The sequence below is a fragment of the Cohnella soli genome (genome assembly GCF_042655525.1).
GTDB lineage: Bacteria > Bacillota > Bacilli > Paenibacillales > Paenibacillaceae > Cohnella > Cohnella soli.
The window spans coordinates 196,865-215,645 of the sequence record NZ_JBHSMI010000002.1 but is presented as its reverse complement, the minus strand read 5'-3'; the positions used below and the strand labels follow the sequence as shown (position 1 = coordinate 215,645).

The window sequence follows — 18,781 nt, the reverse complement described above, 5'->3', positions numbered from 1 at the left end:
GCGGCAGTCTTCTTATGTTTCCTTTGCTTGGGCCCGAAGAGGCCGATAGACAATGAACGGAATATTCGGTTGCGACTTAGCGACGTTGCGACGATTGATAGTTCCGATCATGTCGGTCGGCCTCCTTTCTGAATTAAGATAGTGTTTATCATAAGGGTGGAAGGGAATCATTGTCAATACATAAAATGATTGTCGCCTGGAATCTTCAACTTGCGCTTAGTTGATGAAATGGATTGTCTTCAGCATCCGATATAGGAAGGAAGCGCTCTGCGCGCGGTCAGCATCCGTCCCCGGAGTCAGTCGACCGTCCTCTGAGCCGTTCACGATCCCTGCCTTAATCATTGCGGCCATAGCCTCTTTCGCCCATGCGCTCACTTTGTCGTGATCGGCATAACGGGCTAGTAGGCTGTCGATCTCCTCGCCGGATAACGTTATCTTCCACTTTCCGCTTGAACGGCTCGCATTGTAGATCATCTGAAGCATTTCCATTCGGCTGATTTCTGCGTTCGGCTTGAAGCTGCCATCGGAGTAGCCGCTGACTAGACGCGCTTTCACCGCCGCCTCGACAGCCGGGGAGAACCAGTCTTCCGGCCTCACATCCGTGAAGCTGGACAGAGAAGCGCCATAAGGGACAATACCAAGCGCTCTTGTCAGCATAGAGACGAATTCCGCGCGCGTCACTCGCTTCATCGGCTTGAAGCTTCCGTCTGCATATCCGTTCAGCACGTATTTCGAAGCCAGAACCGTAATGGCTTCTTTCGCATAGCTGCTGCCGATATCGCTGAACGTCCGGCTGTTGGCGACAACGGTATAGACGACATTGTTCCTTCCGTAGATTTGCGCCTGCACCTTGCCGGTTGCATCTCGCGCAAATACGGTAGGCACCGGATAATAGACGCCTGTAGCAGGATCGACCGCCACGCCGGCGAGCTGCTCGAATCCCGTATCGTTTAATGAACTCGGCACAGGCAGGAAGTATGTCGTATAGGAATCCCACCCGTTCAGATTGCGGCTCACACCGCTTTTTTCGATCAAGCTCATCTTATAATCGATGGGCGTTGTTACGGATGACAACCCTAGCGATTGCAAGAGCTTTTCGTTTAGCGTGCTTTGCTTCGACATACGCAGCTTCACATGTGCACCGGCTAACGACACTCCGAATTGATCAAGCGACCGCTGAACCGTGCTGGCCGAGAACTGTATGGCTGAAAATTTGGACTGAATCACTAGTACAATAGCTGGATTGCGATCCAGAAGCTTGCGGAACAACTCCGCTTCCAACAGAAGCTCGAAATCGTCCCATCCGTCAAATGGAATTTGCAAAATGACTTGATTTGGGTCGGCCGTTGATGGCAAATGCTCCAATGCCGCAAAAATTTGACTCGCGGTAATCGTGGCCTGCGCTACTTTGCGCCCGCTGGAGTCGGTCAAGATCGTCGGGTTCACAACAACGCTGCCGTCGGATTCCGGCTGTACGGCTCCGCCCGTCCCCACACCGGGGACGCTTCCGGAATCGGGCTTGTACGGATGAATTGCAACACCCTTTGCATATGGGACAAAATCCTGATTTGAATTCAAATACCCCGACAACTGCCCCATCGCATTTTGGACGCCGATCATATACGCATTGGCGCTGGGCGGAGAGTTCCAATCGTCGAGCAGCATAAAATCAGACAAGGCATAGGAATAAGTCTTGGCTCCGGTCGCCGGAATGACCGCAATCCGGCTCTCATTCCGTTCATTGCTGCCGTCAACCGCAGTGAAGTCAGGCATAATGACATAACTCGCTATTCCTTCCTCTTCGTCAGCCGCGCTCCATTGGATCGTTCCGCTCAAGTTATTGCCGGTTGGGTCCGTACTCTGCATCACGGCGTCTGCTGGCATCATCGATTCGTTCCATAGCGTAACGAAATTCGGAGTCATATGCTCAGAAACGCCATCAAATGTATACAACCGTATAGCTACGGCGCCGGCAGGAATATCGGTTTCCTGTACGTCGCTGTAGTAATTCGTCCATGCGGGATAATGAGGAGTCTCACCGAGACTGTCGCCCAGCTTATTCCCGTGCGCGTCTTCAAAGTAGAACCGATAAGCCGTCGTCTGCGACGGCGCCGACGGCGGATACCAGGACAAATTGCCGCCGACTTGTCCCCTCGGCGTACTCGCATCCGGCTGATAAATAAACTTTGACGGTTGCGAATCTGCAATCGTATTCAGCGTATGCGAAACTTGGCTGCCGAATACGAACACCTCGTCCTTGACGATAAAATTGGACCTCTCCCCGTCCGAGCCGTCCGTAATTTCTACCTTGTAAAGTCCGGGGTACAGATGATCGAATTGTGCCACTCCGTTCTCCGAAGTGACTGCCGTCCTGGAATTGCGGAAGTCGGCTGCATCCTCAATCGTAACGGTGACGCCGGAAGCAGGCACATTGTACAGGGTGCCGTTATCGGAATTCGCATCGGATAGACCGGCGGGCACGACCGCATTCCACTCCTTAACCGCTACTTTTAATGTCACGGTGCCCGGAACAATCGTATATCCCGCTGCGTTGTTGTCATAGGTTACCGTCGGCGATACGGTCTGATCGCCGGTATTCCCGGTATGGATTTTGACGATATACTTCCCCGGTTGGAAATGTCCATCCAATGTATTGGTTACGCCTACAATGTCCTCCCATGAGTAATAATCTATCGTCCCGGTCCGAATGGCGGCGCCTCCCGCTTGCGGGTATACGTCAAAATAGATCTTGTTGAAGTTCGATAGAGCCGGAATGTCATAGGTGAATTTCAATTGATCGTTATTAACCACTTGAATGGCAACGTTATTCAGCGGTTTAGGCCCTACTTCGTAGGATGGCGCCAGTGCAATCATCGGCACGGGGACACGCACCAGATCGACAGTGTGTCCGATGCCCAATAGGCCGTAAGTTTGCGAGGGGTAATCGGAGTTCAAGCCGCTTGCAACGACCGATCCATCCCTTTTGAAGAAAAAGGAGTTGTTAAAACCTGCGTATACGGCCCTCACATCGGACACGGTCGTAATTGGCTTGAATTCAGTTGTTTGCCAATAAATTTTCGGATCGGCCAGTTGTCCTTGCGTCGTATCGCCCGTGCCCCACACAGAGCCATCGTTCAGAAGCGCCAGGACATGGGACTTGCCGACGCTTAACGATGTCACGTTCTTGCCATCCAACGATGACACCCGAACTGGAGTATCTGAATCTCGCGTCTCCCCCGTGCCCAGTTGCCCGTAGCTGTTCTGCCCCCAGGCGAACACGCCGTTGTTCGTTACGGCATAAACAAATACGGCATTGGCATTCGATTCGATCGCTTTGGCCCCGGTTATGCCGTCGACCGAGGTGGCAACGCTAGCGGAATGCTGAAGATCGATGCGGCCCCATTGATACACCGTTCCATCGTCCTTTAAAGCGTAGGAAGCGAGTTGGCCTTTGGCAATTTGCTTAATGCCAGTTAGTATCGTATCGTTCTCGTCAATCACGACCGGAGAGGGGGTGAAGCTCGCCGATGCTTGGCTGCCTTGTCCCAATTCTCCGTTATAATTGCTTCCCCAGGTCATCACCTGACCATTGGCGGTTAGCGCCATCGCCGTCGTCGGTCCCGCCGCAATCTGTCGAACATCGCTTAATCCATTCACTAATGTCGGCGAACCCATCACGGTATTGTTCGCTTGGGAGTCCAACTCTCCCCACATCCACACGCGCCCTTGACTATCAAGAGCCATGGTGTAATCTACGCCGGCGGCAATGTCCGTAATGATCGGCGCACCGTTAATCGCAACCTGCACGGGATACGAACGATCGGCGGAATCACCGGTCCCGAGCTGGCCGTATGGATTATGCCCCCAAGTCCATACAGTGCCATTAGCATCCAGAGCAATAGTGAAGCTCCTTGACGTCACGACTTTAACCGGATGAATTTCCCCAGCCCCCGTCTGGGCATCGCCGTTATCCGCCAACGTGATCGTCGGGCTGGATAACAGCGACAAAATGATCGCAACCATTCCTATCATTTGCAGCAGTCTAAATCTCATAAATGCGCTCCCTTCTTCGTACCGAGCCCTAGCGTGTCGACTCGTACGATTTATTCTAGAAGCGCATTCTCCCAAAATACTCCCAACGCCGATCAGAAAAATAAAAGACAAAAAGAGAAGGCGAATACACGCCTTCCCTCTCGTTATTTCAGCCCTGGAGTATGAAGCCCTTCGCTATATCTTTAACCGCTCCGCCAACGCTTCCAAGTCCATTGCCTTCAGAGCGCCTTCGATCAGCTCCGGCAACCGGTTCGGCGAGCATCCGAAGCAAGGAATGCCGAGTTTGGCCAGCTTCTTGGCGACATTCTCGTCATACGACGGGACGCCTTCGTCGGATAAAGCGAGCAAGCATAGCGCCTTCACTCCCGCTTGTTTCATTTCTCCGAGACGGCGGATCATTTCGGCCTGGTTGCCCCCCTCGTACAAGTCGGAGACAAGTATAAACAAAGTTTTGTTCGGCTCCCGCACGAACTGCTCACAATAAGCGAGCGACTTATTGATGTCCGTTCCTCCGCCGAGTTGGATGCCGAACAGCATGTCGACCGGATCGTCCGCGCAAGTATCCGTCAAGTCAACGACTTCCGTATCGAAAACAACGACTCTCGTATCGAGCGCCGGCATGCTGGCAAAAATCGAGCCGACTAGAGAGGCATAAATGACGGAACCGGCCATCGAACCGCTCTGGTCGATGTCGAGAATGACGGTCCATTCCTTGCTCCGGCGCGCCCGGTCATAGAAGTACACTTTGTCCGGGATGAGGATTTGCCGCTCACGGTCGTAATTGCGCAAGTTCCGACGGATCGTCGTCTTCCAATCCAGGCCGCTTGCCGACGGAAGCGGCGAATGCTGCCGACGGTTCAATGCTCCCGTCACGGCGCGTCGGAGCTCCTGCTCCATCCGCTTCATGATATCTTCAACGACCGAACGAACAAGCTGTCTCGCCGCTTCTTTGGCTTTCTCGGGAATTTGTCCCCGCAGGGCCATCAACGTCGCGACCATATGAATATCAGGCTTCACTTGGGACAACACTTCCGGTTCAAACAGCAATTGCTTTAAACCCTTACGCTCGATCGCATCCGTCTGGATCACGGACACGATGTCTTCCGGGAACAGCGACCTGATATCTCCAAGCCATTGCGCCAACCGGGGCGACGACTTGCCAAGTCCGGCAGAACGCGATCCGCCGCTTCCCTGACCGAAGGATTCATAAGTTTCGTCATAGATAGCTGCCAGTGCGGCATCCATGGCTGTTTCCTCTTCCGACAACAAGGGAACGCCTCCGCTCGACATTGCAGTCAGCGGCTCATCCGCCGCCGCTCCTAGGATAAGTCGCCACCTTGCCAGCTGCGCTTGATCGGCCCCCGTCATAAGCTATAAATCTCCGAAATCGAACTCGTTAAGCTCATCCAACTTCTCCTTCTCTTCTTCGGTAAGCGGTCGTTGAAGCAGCATGCTTGCGTCGTCCGTTCCCGTTCCCCATAGTTCGCCGAGCATATCGGATATGGCAGCCCGCTCCCTCGGTTCGAAGGCGGCAAACGCCCGGCGCAAGTAAACAAGCGATCTGCGAAACTGTTCATCATCCAGCGAACCGATATAGGCGTCCAACTGCTCCCAGAGCGAAATACGAGACAACAAAGCATACCTGTTACGCTTCGACAATCCTTCGAACCAGCCTGCGCCGAGATCCGCCGGAATGCCGGGAGACAATCGACGGGATACTTCACGCTCGATGTCTTGAGGAGAGAACTCGTTCCGATCCAGCAAAATAGCGAAGCTGAAGCCTGATAGCATGGGATTGCGGTCATCCCGGGATGTCAGTTCGCGTAATTCCCGAATCCATAACGCTTCGTCGACATCGTCATAATGCTCCTGTGCGACCGTATGCAGCATCTGCATCGCGGATAGAACGGAGGCGGCCGCATCGTTATTGCAGTTAGCCGCCTGACTGAGCGACAGCGCTCCTCGAAGGAACAACCGCTGCAACAGCGGTACGAGAGATTGTGTATCATGTCTGCGTATCGAGCCGAATCGGATCAATGCCGACAGCTCGAACGCCGCCTCGGCGATCCGTTCGAAATTGTCGGAATCGACGGTCAGCGCCTGAAGCATCCGTCCCGCCTCGTCCATCGCTTCTAACAGCCGGCATAGGCTCGCATCGCGAATGATTTTAGCCGCTTCAACGATGTCCGCACACGTTTGCAACCGTTCATGGATGACGTAAGCGGAGGCAATTTCAATCGTTTCGCCCTTCAACGTCGATTCCACCGCGCCGATCTCCGTCTCCGGCGTCCACTGCAACGTCCAATGCTCCGCCCATGTGGCGGCGTCCTGTTTTAACGGTAGCTTACGGGCAAAAGGAATGCCCAGCAACTCCAATCGATGCAGCAGCACCGACCGATTCAAGTCCAGATAGGCCGCCTCTTCGGATTGCACGCGGCGGTTTTCCCGCAGGTCCAGTTCGAGGCTTTGCGCCACCGGCGTTTTATACTTATCCAGCTTCAATCGGCGCAGCTCGCGATTCAAGTCGTCCTGGATCGGCGTCTGGCTTACGCCTTCCGGCAGCACCCCAATCGCCGTGCCGACATCGATCCGGGCATGCGCATCGGCGACGACGGATGCTTCCCCTCCGCCCAGACAGACGATCGAAGCGTCGCAAAGGTCCTGCCACGTCGGCAGACTGCCGCCCTTCATGGCGGCGAGCGCTTCAGCCATTCGGACGGCTTCGATAACGGAAGCGGTAGACCGATAGGTGCCTTTGTCACGCATAGCGGCCGCTATCTTGGACATATACATCTTAGGCAATTCAGACAGACGATTGTCCCGGAGACATTCCCAGAACAATTGGAAATACGCCGGTGTCCGGTTGCCCGCCCCGTAACCCGAACGGGAGGAAAGCTTGTAATACGTATAAGGCATTAACGTCAATCTTGTCGGAGCAAAAGGCAACCGCGCCCATTGGTCATCCGTCATTGCCGACTGGTCGCCGACAAGCGCGGACACATGATGTGCTCCGGTTACAACAACAATTCGGGAGGGGAGATGGCCTGCAGCGATCGTCTCGATAATTCTTCTTCGCATGAAAGCTTCGCGGATATCCGTGTAGGCCGTCTCTTGCGGCCAGCTGGCATATTCGTCCTCTGAATTCATTCGTCTCATTTGGTCAGAGAAAGAATGAATCGTGCTGCGGTACGCGCCCGCGTTGCCATTATGCTCGAAATAACGTTCCCAGTACGCTTCATAGTCCGGCTCGTCGGCCAACTCGGCGATACGCTCATAGAGGCCATTGTGGTGCCGGATATATCGTGTACGCCCTTCCTCGTCCTGTGCAGACGCGCTGTCCGTCTTCTCCTTCAACCCGTGTAACGCCAACGCATAGCCCGAAGGCAAATCGAAAAATTCGCAAGCCGCGCCTTCCTTGCTCGCCCATAGAAAAGCTTGATATTCGGGCGAATACGACGCCAGTGGATACAACAAGGAGCGAACCGGAAGCTCTTCCGTATAAGCAAGCAGCGCAATCGGCGGCACGACGCCTTTCGAAGCGATCTGGGAGATCAGGCCGCTCGCATCGCTTGGCCCTTCGACCAGTACAGCCGTCGGGCGTATTTCGTCCAGGAAAGACAGCAAGTGATGCGCGCCCGATGGAGACAAATGGCGGATGCCGAACAGGTGAACGCCGTCTGCCGTCTCTTTCAACCGTTCATCTCCCGGCATGCGTTGTACAGGCTTCGCCATTCCGATCCCCGCTTTTTCATGACATTGTCCAAATACTCCTTCCACACGGCCCGATCCTTCTCGTCATCTTTAACGACGGCCCCTTGAAGTCCGGCAGCCAAATCGTCTTCTGTTATTCGTCCGTTGCCGAAGCTTGCCGCCAGCGCCATGCTGCCGGTCAGCAGCGAAATCGCCTCAGCCGTCGAGATAACCCCGGAAGGAGGCTTAATTTTCTCTTTGCTATCCAACGTGGCCCCATTGCGCAGCTCACGGAAAATCGTAACCACTTGGCGAACCGCATCTTCCTCCGGCAAAGCTGCCTTTAGCTCGTAACTCGCCGCGATTTCCGCCACGCGCCGTTTGACGATATCGACTTCCGTCTCCACGTCGGCCGGAGAAGGCAACACGATGATGTTGAAGCGCCTCTTGAGCGCTGCGGACATCTCGTTGACGCCTCTGTCGCGAGTATTGGCGGTCGCGATAATGGAAAATCCCTTCGCCGCCGTCACTTCTCTGCCCAGTTCGGGAATGGCGATCGTCTTCTCCGACAAGATGGAAATGAGCGCATCCTGAACCTCCGACGCGCAGCGGGAGATTTCCTCGAATCTCGCGATGCCGCCGCCCTCCATCGCCCGATAAATCGGGCTTTTGACAAGCGCCTGATCCGAAGGCCCTTGCGCGAGCAGCATAGCGTAGTTCCATGAATAACGTACATGCTCCTCGCTCGTGCCGGCCGTGCCTTGAATGACTTTGGCGGAATCCCCGTGAATCGCCGCAGTCAAATTTTCGGACAACCACGATTTGGCTGTTCCCGGCTCTCCGATGAGCAGCAACGCCCGATCGGTCAGCAATGTCGCAATTGCCATCTCGACGAGCCGACGGTTGCCGATGTACTTCGGTTTAATGGTTACCCCTCCGGCTTTGCCTCCGGTAATGAAAGTCAGAACCGCGCGAGGCGAAAGCTGCCAGCCCGCTGGCCGCGGCTCCTTGTCGGAAGCCTTCAGTGCCTCCAACTCCTCTGCGTACAGCTTTTCGGACGGAAGTCTCAGAACATTTTGCTTGTTATCCATTTAACCCATCCTTTCTTGTCGTCTTGCTGCTGCGGCTTCGTTCGAACGAAATCCGCCACTTCGATGACTTGCTTCCTCACGCTTTCGTAGGGAACCGCTTCTTCCGCGAATTTCACAAGCCGATCCGCGTAGGATGCCGGTAGCAGGCCGAGCAGGAACAATTGAACGTGATCCAAATAGTAGATGCCGCGGTTTCTTTTGGCAGTAAGAGAATCCATCAGCATCTCCGGGGCATCCGCATAGCCAATATGGAATAGGGTCAAAAATGCGTTGACGGTCGTATCGTTGCCGATCCACGCATGGTCCTCCCGGCACTTGTCTGCCAAATATTTCATCATCGACCGGTCCGGCGCGTGGGCCGACCTGCACACGAGTTCCGCAACATCCGCCCGGACAAAAACGTCCACCCATCGCGGGTCGATGTCCACAGATTCAGCATGATCGAATTGGCCTGTCATTCGTTCATAGATGCTCGGCAGTACACGGTGGAATGCTTCGACGAGCAGCTTTGACGCTGCCTTTCCTGCGCCCTTGGCAAAATAACCATGGAACTGCTCATACACCTCGGAAGGGGACAAGCTGCGTACAGCTGCCCGCAGGCTGTAGTCGATGAGCTTGCCTTTGTTCGTGTCCTTGAGGGATACTGCGTACGCTTTCGCTTCTCCCGTATCCAGTCCGAGCAGCAATTGTGCGGCAGTTTCCTGAAGCTGCGAAGTTTCCGGGGAGTAGAACGCCGAATCGGACAACAGCATGCGAAGCAGCTCGAACAACCCTGCCGTCCGATGACCGTGCAATGCCTCTAAAGCCGTACGCAGTTGGTCAAGCGCCTCCTCTTTCTTGCCTCCGCTTTTCCACTGGTCGAAAACATTCGTCGCAAACTCGATCGTCCGGATTCTGAGATTTTCATCGGGTGAACGACGGATCGCCTCCACCGCAAGCTCTCTGTCCTTGGAAACAAGCGCTTGATAGATGCGATCCGACGATTTCGGCGTATGACTGTTGGACAATGCCAGCAAAGCGGCCCGGCGAATTTCTTTGCGTCGTTCGTCCGCTTGTTCGAGCAAGAAAGGCTCCTGCTCCGGATAATGTCCGAGCAGCCCGAGCGCAGCAACCCGCACTTCTACCGATCCTGCAGCTGCAACCTGTTCGTATAGCTGCATGCCCGACCCGCCGAGAATGCGGTGAATCAGCTGCAATCTTCTCGCATCGCCCCTGCCACCGTCCGGACGAAACTGCTGCTGCAGCGCCGATAGCGCATCCGCGCCGTACTGCGGAATGACGCGAGCTTCCAAGTAGTCGGAAATTTCGGTATAGCTCTCATCAAGCGCGGCTACAGCGGGAATCAGCAACCGATAATCTCGGAAAATGCCGTCTTCATCCGCTTTGCGAATGACTTCCAATCTGCCCTGCCCTTTGACGGTCAAAGCCAGCAGCACCGGATTCAGTTCGCGGAAAGTGACGGATGTGATTGGAAAATGGTTTGTTCCTGCGATAGCGACTTGCTCGCCTGCGACGTCCGTTTGGCCTTGTGTGTATAGGATCGAGCGAATGAGAGCGGCAAGCTCCAGTAAGCTGGTCGAAGAACTCTCCGCGTTCGGTTCAATCGCCCGCCCCACCGCCTGCGCGACTCTGGCAAATACCGGACTGGATTGCCCGACTTGCGTGAGCGCTGCCTGCAGTTTCGCTAGTCGCGCGTCGCCCGGAGCGAGCTTGCTTCCAGCGATCAATAACCGTCGTATTTCGTAATCCGCTTGCTTCAACAACTCGATACTCATCCGATGGTCTCCTTGCGATGGATTCGATAGATTAGTACAACAGGCGAATAACGCCCTGATCCGTAACGACGCTAAGAGGTTGGGCCGATAGTCGATTCTGCTCCAAATCGTGCTCGAACATAACGAGCATCGCGTTGTCCCGCAAATCTCCCTGTTTGAGAAGCGACAACATCGGGGTCGTCGCATGATTGACAGCGGCAATGTCCTTGAGCGGGATCTGTTTGCCTTGTTCGTCCACAAGCACGTACTGTCCGCTCATGTTCACGATTTCCTTATAAGCAAGCAGCGTCACCGGGTGCTTGTCGGAAAGCGGATTTTTGATTTGATTTTTCACCTGCTTAACGACCTCTGGAAAAGACCGGCGAGCATGGCTGCATACCGCTCTCATATCTACCGGTTGCGGGTTGCGGTACGTCGTATTTTCCCAGCGGACCCTGGCATTCAGTTCACCGGGATAAACGAACAATTCTTCGATTTGCACCAACTTGAACTGGGAATCTTCTTCTTTAATAAATTTAGCGGCACGATAAGGCCGGTATGTTCTGGTTGCATGGATATGTCCCGAACCGAGCGTGATCCAGTACCCTTCATCGACGAATTCTTCTCTGGAAGAATCGACATAGGAGCGAAAGGAAAGCTGGAGCAGCTCTGTATTTGGAACCGTCAACCCGAGTTGTTTCAGTTCCGCCAACTGCCAGGCGTGACCGATTGCTTCCTCCAGCGTAGAGGCCGTATCCATCGGCGTCTCGTCGGGATTCGGAAGCCGCTGCTCCAAATATTCTTTGGCCTTCTTCAGCAAAGAATGGAGCAACGTTAAGCGAGGAATGGCCGCCGTATACATCGACTCCCGGTCTCCGTCGGACTGCAGCTCGAGCAGCAGCGCCCGGAAGGCAATTTGAATGCCCGGTATGTAATAATTCCCGAGTTGCTTGACCTGGTCGGCTAACGTCTGTACGGTCTTCTTGTCTACGCTCCCAAGACCAGACTGCACAATGCCTGCCAGCAGCTTATCCGCCAGTTCGATTCCTTCGAGCTGCGCGGCGATTTTCTTCGTTAAAGCCGATTTGTTCGACTGCCGTCGGCGAGGTTTCGCATCGCTCTCCACTGCCGTTTCCGCTTCTTTTTTCTTCTCCTCGCGAAGCGAAGCTTTATCCCGCTTGTCCTTAATATCTTGCGGAATTTCTGCCGTCGCAAATGCTTTACCACCTGTATAAGCGTATAACAATCCAAGAATATGTTTGCACGGAAATTGCCGGCTCGGACAGGAGCAGCGGAACACCGGGTCGTCCGGCTTAAGAAAGTCCACGGAGCAGCGATACGGCTCGCTGCCGCTGCCTTTGCACTCTCCGAACAGAAGCGTATCGTCTTCCGATCGGCACAACAGGGGAAAGCTGTTCTTCTTGACAAGATCGCGGCCATTTTTGCTCGCTGCGGCATTCAGAGCCAGACTGTCCACATAGGCTTCCGTAATCGATATCATGAAAACCCCCACGAATACAATTATTTTACAATGTTAATGATTCGGTACGATTTGCCAAAACACCTTCCCCGCCGGCAGTAAAATACATCATACGAAAATTGTTGACTCCATAGAACACCTTCGTAAACTCGGCTCCTGAACTGCGCAAACAACGGCTTTGACAACCTGTTTGCGGGCATGTTATGTTTGGGGCAAATTGAGCAGGAGGGATCAGCCATGCTTGTCGTGACAACTGAAAACATACCGGGGCATCGCATTGACAAGGTGTTAGGCCATACATTCGGGGTAGTTGTTAGAAGCCGGGGTATAGGGGGCAACATCGCTGCGGGCCTACGCAGCATCGTTGGAGGCGAGATCAAGGAATACACCGAGATGATTGAAGACGCCCGCAAATCCGCGATAGACCGCATGATCAAGAATGCCCACGCCATGGGAGCGAATGCCATTGTAATGATGAGATTCGATTCGGGAGAGATCGGAAATACGATGTCAGAGATCGTTGCATACGGAACGGCTGTTGTCACTGAGAAAGCGTAACGATGACTGACATCGTATTGCTTTACATAGGTCTTCAGGTTGTAATCGTGGCGGCGGCTGTATGGTACACCATCGCAGCCCGCCGCCGACGGTTGAAACAGAACTCATTTCGGCCGCCGATCGGCTTCCTCCCCACCGATGAAGTATTCATTGACCCTACCACCGGCGTGAAGCAACAAGTCTGGTTCAATCCCGAAACCGGAGAAAGATTTTATCAAAGAATCGATAAAAAATAAGGGGATGTCCTATAAGTCATGAAAGATGACTAAGGAGCATCCCTGTTTTTATGCTTACGAATTAATCCCGCTTACAGGCGTCGGACCGGGCCGAATCGGGCCGAATAAGCGGGAAAAAACCGCCTACTGCGCCGGACTGGGCCGAATCGGACGGAATAAGCGGGAAAAAACCGCCTACTGCTCCGGACCGGGCCGAATCGGGCGGAATAAGCGGGAAAAACCCACCTACTGCGCCGGACCGGGCCGAATCGGGCGGAATAAGCGGGAAAAACCCACCTACTGCGCCGGACCGGGCCGAATCGGGCGGAATAAGCGGGAAAAAACCGCTTACTGCGCCGCGGCTTTTTTCCTCACACTTATTCACATCTTCCGTTTCGTCAACCGGCGAATAATGACCCACTCCGCAATGGCGATATTAACGACCAATCCGAGCCATATATTGACCTCGAGCACATGTTCCAGAATCGCTTCAACGCCCTGGAACGGTTCGTTTCTATGCCCTACCGCGTAAACTAAGATGCAGATCGGGGTCACTAGCCGAGCGCTTGCGGCGACAAGGGTCATCGCATAGTTGCGGATCATCCACACGCCGTGGGCGTCGAACTTTTTGCGCCGGGCGGCCGAATATCCTTTCCAGCCGGTGAATAACCACAACGCGACCAAAGTCAGGAAGGCCATTTGCTTAATGTAACTGGACGTGTACATCCCTACGACTAACCCCGATACGCTGCCGATCGCTACGAACGCCAGATAGAACTTCCCGATCAACCGGTGAATGTCCGGCCTTTTCGCACGCAAGCTCGGAAGAAATTGAAGCCACCCGATAAGAAGCGCAAATAACGAAACGAATATATGGACAAGCAGCAAAGGGTAATGCCAACTGAATGAATCGTCAATCGCAACTCGGCTTTGATCCGGATCGAAGCTGAAATACGGAAATACTGCAAATCCGGCGGCGCCTAACGTAAGTACAACGATAACCTTCCAACCGGTTCCGATTTTACGCTCTCCCGTCATCCTCTCCCCTCCGCCTGACGGCCGGAAGGTTGTATGTTTCCTTTAGGGGGGATTGCGAGCCGTTCTTTCGACATCAGGAATATTGCGCCTGCTGCCAGTACAGCCGGGATCAGCGCCCACACAAACGTATGGGAGATCGAAGATGACAATGCTCGTACCATGGCATCCAGCACATCATGGGGAATATGCTCGCGGCCTTCCGGCGTCAGAAAACTGTTCGCCCCTGCTCCGGCTCCACCGCTCATTGCAGGCCCTTTTACACCGCTGTCAACCATTTTGCTTGTAAATAGATTGCGCTGGATGATGCCGAATGCCGTGATGCCAAGCGTCGTTCCCAGCGAGATCATAAACCGGTTCGAGGAAGTCGCAGCTCCTCGCTGTCTCATGTCGAACGAATGAACCGCCGCCATGCTCAGCACCGAGAACGAGAATCCGACGCCAAATCCGGTTAAGATCATATCGAGCACGAGCATCGTTCGCGACGTATCCGGGGTCAGCATGCCGAGCAAACAAATCCCGGCGACGAAGAACAAGCTTGCTCCCATCATAATGTTCCGATAGCTTGTTCGGGTCGTCAGGAAACCGCCAAGCTGGCTGCCAACGACTGAACCGAGCATCATCGGGGTCAAAATATTTCCGGAATTCGTCGCGGATCCGCCGAGCACTCCTTGCACGAAAATCGGAATGTAGACGGTCGCGGAAATGAAGGTTACGCCTATAAATAATGCGGCTGCATTGCTTGTCGCAAATAACCGGTTCTTGAACATAGAGAAGGAAATGATCGGCTCCGACGCCTTCGTTTCCACTCGAATAAAAACAATTAATAACAGCAGGAACGCGGCGAACAAACCGAGAATGACGCCTGAATCCCAGGCATACTCATTACCGCCAAGCTCAAGCGCAAACAACAGGCTTACAATAGAGGCTACAAGAGTTAACGCGCCTCCCCAATCGATTTTCTGCTTCACGTATTTCTTTGATTCATGATAACTGAGAGCAATGAAGATGAGGGATAGAATACCGAGAGGTAGATTAATATAGAACACCCATCGCCAGTCCAGCGTCTCCGTCAGGAATGCGCCGAGCAGCGGTCCGAAAATACTGGACACGCCGAAGACGGCACCGAACAATCCGCCGACTTTGCCCCTTTTCTCCGGCGGGAAAATATCGAAGATAATCGTAAAGGCGATCGGCATAATCGCGCCGCCCCCGATTCCTTGAATGGCCCGGAAAATACTTAACTGAACGATGTCCTGGGCCATCCCGCATAAAATGGAACCTACGATAAACAGCGCCAAACCGCTGACGAAAAATATTTTACGGCCGTACATATCGGATAGTTTGCCGAAAATCGGCGTGCCCGCCATCATCGCGACCATATATGCGGAAGTGACCCAGACGAAGCGATCGAATCCCCCCAGGTCCGATACGATCGTCCCCATGGCCGTAGCGACGATGGTATTGTCCATTGCCGCCATCAGAATGCCGAGCAGCAACGCCGCAATGACCCATCCGATTTTTGTCGTACGGATGTTTGACATCAAGTGGCTCTCCTTTCTTACTCACTAATTGGAAATTTCAACGATGGCCTGATACGACGATGAGTCCTCAACCGACTTCAACATGTAGTCGGCCAGATCCGCACGCGCAATGCTTTGCGCCTTGGGTAACGTCTCGTTAATCGAAGTCCGGTACGTCCCCGATTTCGGTCCATTCGTTAATCGCGGAGGTCGAATAACGGTCCAGACCAACCCGGATTTCCGCAGTTTCTCTTCCATTCGCGCCATATCTTCATACGCGTATTTGTACATGGGCTGGATCACGTACTTGATCACAAGCTTCTGCATCGTTGGCGTGTCGTCGGGAATGTCCAACCCGGCCGAAGACAGACCGATTAACCGACGTACACCCGCGGCTTGCATCGCCTTTACGATATTCGCCGTCCCCTCCGAGTACACCGTCGTTGGCTTGCGGTGGTTAACGCCAAGCGCGGATATGACCGCATCCTTGCCTGCGATCCTCTCGCTGAACGAGTCGAGATTGAGAACATCCCCCCTGACGACTTCCAATCGTTCATTCCGGATATCAACAGCTTCTGGATTGCGCGCGACAACGGTCACTTCATGACCCGACTCGATGGCCTGCTCGACAACCTGACGACCGGTGCCCCCAGTGGCTCCGAAAACAATAACTTTCATTGTTCTTTTCCCCCGGTGAGGCTTTCGACAAGCCCGCGCACGATCGCTTTATGTCCTTCAATCGTAGGGTGAACGCCATCGAATCCCATGTAACTGGCCTGCGCTGGCTGCCCGTATCCTGCTTGTGTATCTACAACCACGCCTGGCAGGCCGCGAACCGCCTCGCCAACCCGAAGGATGTCTTCGTTCCGCCAGCTCAATTGTCCCATTTGGAAGTAAGGGAATGCAGCAACCCGCTCTTCAATGAACGTCGGCGGCGTGACCCAGACCCATTCTGATTGGGTACGCGCTTCGGCAATTCGCCGCATTTCTTTTAAGTTTTGGACCGTCTCTTCCAGGCTAACCAATGTTTTGGCGGAATCGGGACCGACTCGCTGCACATCATTGGCACCAAGCAGGCAGAAGATCCAATCGGGCTGGTGAGCGACAATTCCGCTGAATCGAGCAAGAGCCTCCGTTGTCGTGCTTCCGGAAATCCCTTCATTGATCAGTTGTATGCCGTCCTGCGGCCTTTGCAATCCAAGCAATTGGCGAAGAATTTCAAACCACGACAGCAGATCGTCGGTCGTACTTTCGCCTACCGCGACGATGGTCGCCCCCTCTTTGAAAGGCAGACGGCGAACCCGGTCCGCAAAATCGGAGGATTCCAGCAGTTGTTCCGCCGCTTCCCTCGTCTGCTGCGCCAATTTGCCTTTGATGGTTAAGTACATATCCAGTTCCATGCCGTAAATGGCCGCTAACAGTTGGTCATCAAGATGACGTGCATAACCGAGCACCTTCTTGGGATGCTGCATTTGGACCAGTTTAGCCCATTGAGGATTGAATGTGGGTTCCATCGTTATCTCTCCTTGTACTCGTTGATTTTGGGTGATACCTATCAATTTATCGCATGAACATGCCGCCGTTGATTTCGATCGTCTCTCCAGTTACAAAGGAGGAGAGATCGGAAGTCAAATACAACACGCCGTTGGCCACATCTTCCGGCAATCCTTCCCGTCCAAGCGGAATACCTGCGATGATGGATTTGCGGATCTCCTCGGTTTTAAACCGATCGTTCGATGTGTTGGCAATTACGCCAGGGGCAATCGCATTCACTCTAATGCCTTGGCCGGCATAGACTTTAGCGATGTTTTTCGTAAAAGTAAGCATCGCCCCTTTGGCTGCCGCATACAGCGCCACGCCCGGGCCTCCCCCGTTATGGGCTGCAAGCGAGGCGATATTCACAATATTTCCTTTGCCCTTTTGCAGCATCCCGGGCAGTACGGCTTTAGATAAGAACACGCAGGACTTGAAGTTGGCGTCCAACATCTCATTGTAGTAATCCTCGGACAATTCCAGCAGTTGGGCCCTCTGGCTCATCTGACCGGCATTGTTAACAAGAATATCGATAGAAGCTCCGAATGCGGTTTGAACTTGAGCGGCCAGAGAGTTAATCTGATCCAGCCGGGTGAGATCGGCGTGAAAGGCTTCAGCTTCTCCTCCCGCTTCGCGAATGATGCGAACCGTCTCTTCCGCTCCTTCTTTATTCCGCATGTAGTGAACGGCAACGATCGCACCGTTGGACGCAAGTTTCTGCGCAATCGCGCCTCCAATACCTCCGCTTCCTCCCGTAACAAGCACCCTTTGTCCTTCCAGTTGGTAACTCATCATTCATCCTCCTTGCCATTGGTTTTCTCAAGCTTCTTTTGCATTCTTTTTTACCGTCACAACTGCCCCCCAGAACAACAACAGGGCAACGACCGGGTGTAGGGCAGCAATAATGGATGAAGACGAGAACACTTGAATCGACAGAAACTGGAATACCACGAGTGCAAATAGTCCGAGACTCACCCAGCGTTTAAGCCCCTTAATTCCACCGACGAAAGTCATCAAGAACATAATTAAAGGAGCCAAAGCAAAAGTTTTGACGAACGAAGTGTGCACCGACCAATTATCGGCATCGGAAAAAATGGCCAGGCCGGCAATAAATACTTGCGACACAATACAAATCAAAAATATCCAAGCCAATACTTTGAAAATTACGCTTCCAGCTTGCAATGTTTCCTTCCTCCCCTCTCCGCCATTTCGTTTTTTCCACATTTCCTACAGTAACCTCGGAATATCAAAAAACACTGTGCGAAAAAATCACAAAACGCTCAACGAACAGTTACATACCAGTCATTGGGAGTAAAAAAAGAAAAGCCGCCCTGGAACGGGCGACTTCTCATGGTGAAACCATTTATTTCTCATACGCTTGTTTTAATCCCTGAATATCGATTTTATTCATTTGCATCATCGCCTGCGCGACGTTTGCCGCCTTCACAGGATCCTTATCTCCCATCAGCTCACCTAGAGCCGTAGGAATGATCTGCCACGATAAGCCGAATTTATCCTTCAGCCAGCCGCACCGGCCGGGTTCTCCCCCATCGGCAGTAAGTTTCTCCCATAGCTCGTCGACTTCCTCCTGCGTCGTACAGTTCACGAAGAACGAGACGGCTTCGTTAAACTTGAAGTGCGGCCCGGCGTTTAACGCCATGAACGTTTGCCCTTCCAGCTCGAAAGTCGCGGTCATCAACGTCCCTTTCGGGAACGGACCTCCTTCGCCGTAGCGAGAAACATGGGTTGTTTTCGCATTTTTGAAAATGGAGCTGTAAAAGTTGATTGCCTCTTCCGCGTTGTTGTCGAACCACAGAAACGGGGTAATTTTGTTGGACATCCATGCTCA

16 protein-coding genes are annotated in these 18,781 nt (G+C 53.5%); 2 read left to right on the top strand and 14 right to left on the bottom strand.

Translation table 11 applies throughout. The features are described from left to right. Window positions 1–216: 216 nt before the first annotated feature. The 6 genes from ACFPOF_RS01350 to ACFPOF_RS01325 form a co-directional block, all read right to left on the bottom strand. Window positions 217–4,053, bottom strand: coding sequence for an S-layer homology domain-containing protein (locus tag ACFPOF_RS01350; RefSeq protein WP_378128855.1), 3,837 nt, complete (start codon window positions 4,051–4,053; stop codon window positions 217–219). 174 nt (window positions 4,054–4,227) lie between these two features. Continuing rightward, the gene (locus ACFPOF_RS01345; RefSeq protein WP_378128853.1) at window positions 4,228–5,421 is read right to left on the bottom strand and encodes a VWA domain-containing protein; all 1,194 of its coding nucleotides are present in this window, start codon (window positions 5,419–5,421) and stop codon (window positions 4,228–4,230) included. 3 nt (window positions 5,422–5,424) lie between these two features. Then, window positions 5,425–7,785: a DUF5682 family protein gene (locus ACFPOF_RS01340; protein ID WP_378128851.1), complete on the bottom strand. Its 2,361-nt coding sequence runs from the start codon at window positions 7,783–7,785 to the stop codon at window positions 5,425–5,427. Next, window positions 7,743–8,834, bottom strand: coding sequence for an ATP-binding protein (locus tag ACFPOF_RS01335; RefSeq protein WP_378128849.1), 1,092 nt, complete (start codon window positions 8,832–8,834; stop codon window positions 7,743–7,745). Before ACFPOF_RS01335 ends, ACFPOF_RS01340 begins: the two co-directional genes overlap by 43 nt. Further along, on the bottom strand, window positions 8,810–10,609 hold the full coding sequence (locus ACFPOF_RS01330) for a HEAT repeat domain-containing protein (protein ID WP_378128847.1): 1,800 nt from the start codon (window positions 10,607–10,609) through the stop codon (window positions 8,810–8,812). Before ACFPOF_RS01330 ends, ACFPOF_RS01335 begins: the two co-directional genes overlap by 25 nt. Before the next feature lie 31 nt (window positions 10,610–10,640). Beyond that, window positions 10,641–12,089, bottom strand: coding sequence for an SWIM zinc finger family protein (locus ACFPOF_RS01325; protein WP_378128845.1), 1,449 nt, complete (start codon window positions 12,087–12,089; stop codon window positions 10,641–10,643). A 216-nt stretch (window positions 12,090–12,305) separates the two neighbouring features. Here ACFPOF_RS01325 and ACFPOF_RS01320 point away from each other — a divergent pair, with 216 nt between their 5' ends. Together ACFPOF_RS01320 and ACFPOF_RS01315 are read left to right on the top strand one after the other, a co-directional pair. After that, entirely contained in the window at window positions 12,306–12,626 is a 321-nt protein-coding gene (locus ACFPOF_RS01320; RefSeq protein ID WP_378128843.1) for a heavy metal-binding domain-containing protein, read from the top strand. Window positions 12,627–12,628: 2 nt separating this feature from the next. Continuing rightward, window positions 12,629–12,862, top strand: a complete 234-nt coding sequence (locus tag ACFPOF_RS01315; protein WP_378128841.1) for a hypothetical protein — start codon at window positions 12,629–12,631, stop codon at window positions 12,860–12,862. Between the two features lie 61 nt (window positions 12,863–12,923). On the opposite strand, the gene ACFPOF_RS01310 is transcribed toward ACFPOF_RS01315, so the two are convergent. The 8 genes from ACFPOF_RS01310 to ACFPOF_RS01275 form a co-directional block, all read right to left on the bottom strand. Beyond that, window positions 12,924–13,226 (bottom strand): hypothetical protein, encoded by a 303-nt coding sequence (locus tag ACFPOF_RS01310; protein ID WP_378128839.1) that lies wholly within the window; start codon window positions 13,224–13,226, stop codon window positions 12,924–12,926. Continuing rightward, on the bottom strand, window positions 13,223–13,879 hold the full coding sequence (locus ACFPOF_RS01305; protein WP_378128837.1) for a DUF2306 domain-containing protein: 657 nt from the start codon (window positions 13,877–13,879) through the stop codon (window positions 13,223–13,225). The genes ACFPOF_RS01310 and ACFPOF_RS01305 overlap by 4 nt, the downstream gene beginning before the upstream one ends. Then, window positions 13,876–15,420 carry an MDR family MFS transporter gene (locus ACFPOF_RS01300; RefSeq protein WP_378128836.1) on the bottom strand — a complete coding sequence of 515 codons (1,545 nt, stop codon included), beginning with the start codon at window positions 15,418–15,420 and terminating at the stop codon, window positions 13,876–13,878. The genes ACFPOF_RS01305 and ACFPOF_RS01300 overlap by 4 nt, the downstream gene beginning before the upstream one ends. 24 nt (window positions 15,421–15,444) lie before the next feature. Beyond that, window positions 15,445–16,077: an NAD(P)-dependent oxidoreductase gene (locus tag ACFPOF_RS01295; protein WP_378128834.1), complete on the bottom strand. Its 633-nt coding sequence runs from the start codon at window positions 16,075–16,077 to the stop codon at window positions 15,445–15,447. Next, a complete protein-coding gene (locus tag ACFPOF_RS01290) occupies window positions 16,074–16,913 on the bottom strand; it encodes an SGNH/GDSL hydrolase family protein (RefSeq protein WP_378128832.1) in 840 nt (279 codons plus the stop codon). Before ACFPOF_RS01290 ends, ACFPOF_RS01295 begins: the two co-directional genes overlap by 4 nt. Before the next feature lie 46 nt (window positions 16,914–16,959). Continuing rightward, complete coding sequence (locus ACFPOF_RS01285; RefSeq protein WP_378128830.1) at window positions 16,960–17,724, bottom strand: SDR family NAD(P)-dependent oxidoreductase; 765 nt, start codon at window positions 17,722–17,724, stop codon at window positions 16,960–16,962. Between the two features lie 27 nt (window positions 17,725–17,751). Further along, window positions 17,752–18,114, bottom strand: a complete 363-nt coding sequence (locus ACFPOF_RS01280) for a DUF6220 domain-containing protein (RefSeq protein ID WP_378128828.1) — start codon at window positions 18,112–18,114, stop codon at window positions 17,752–17,754. Between the two features lie 181 nt (window positions 18,115–18,295). Beyond that, window positions 18,296–18,772: a VOC family protein gene (locus ACFPOF_RS01275; RefSeq protein ID WP_378128826.1), complete on the bottom strand. Its 477-nt coding sequence runs from the start codon at window positions 18,770–18,772 to the stop codon at window positions 18,296–18,298. Window positions 18,773–18,781 lie beyond the last annotated feature (9 nt).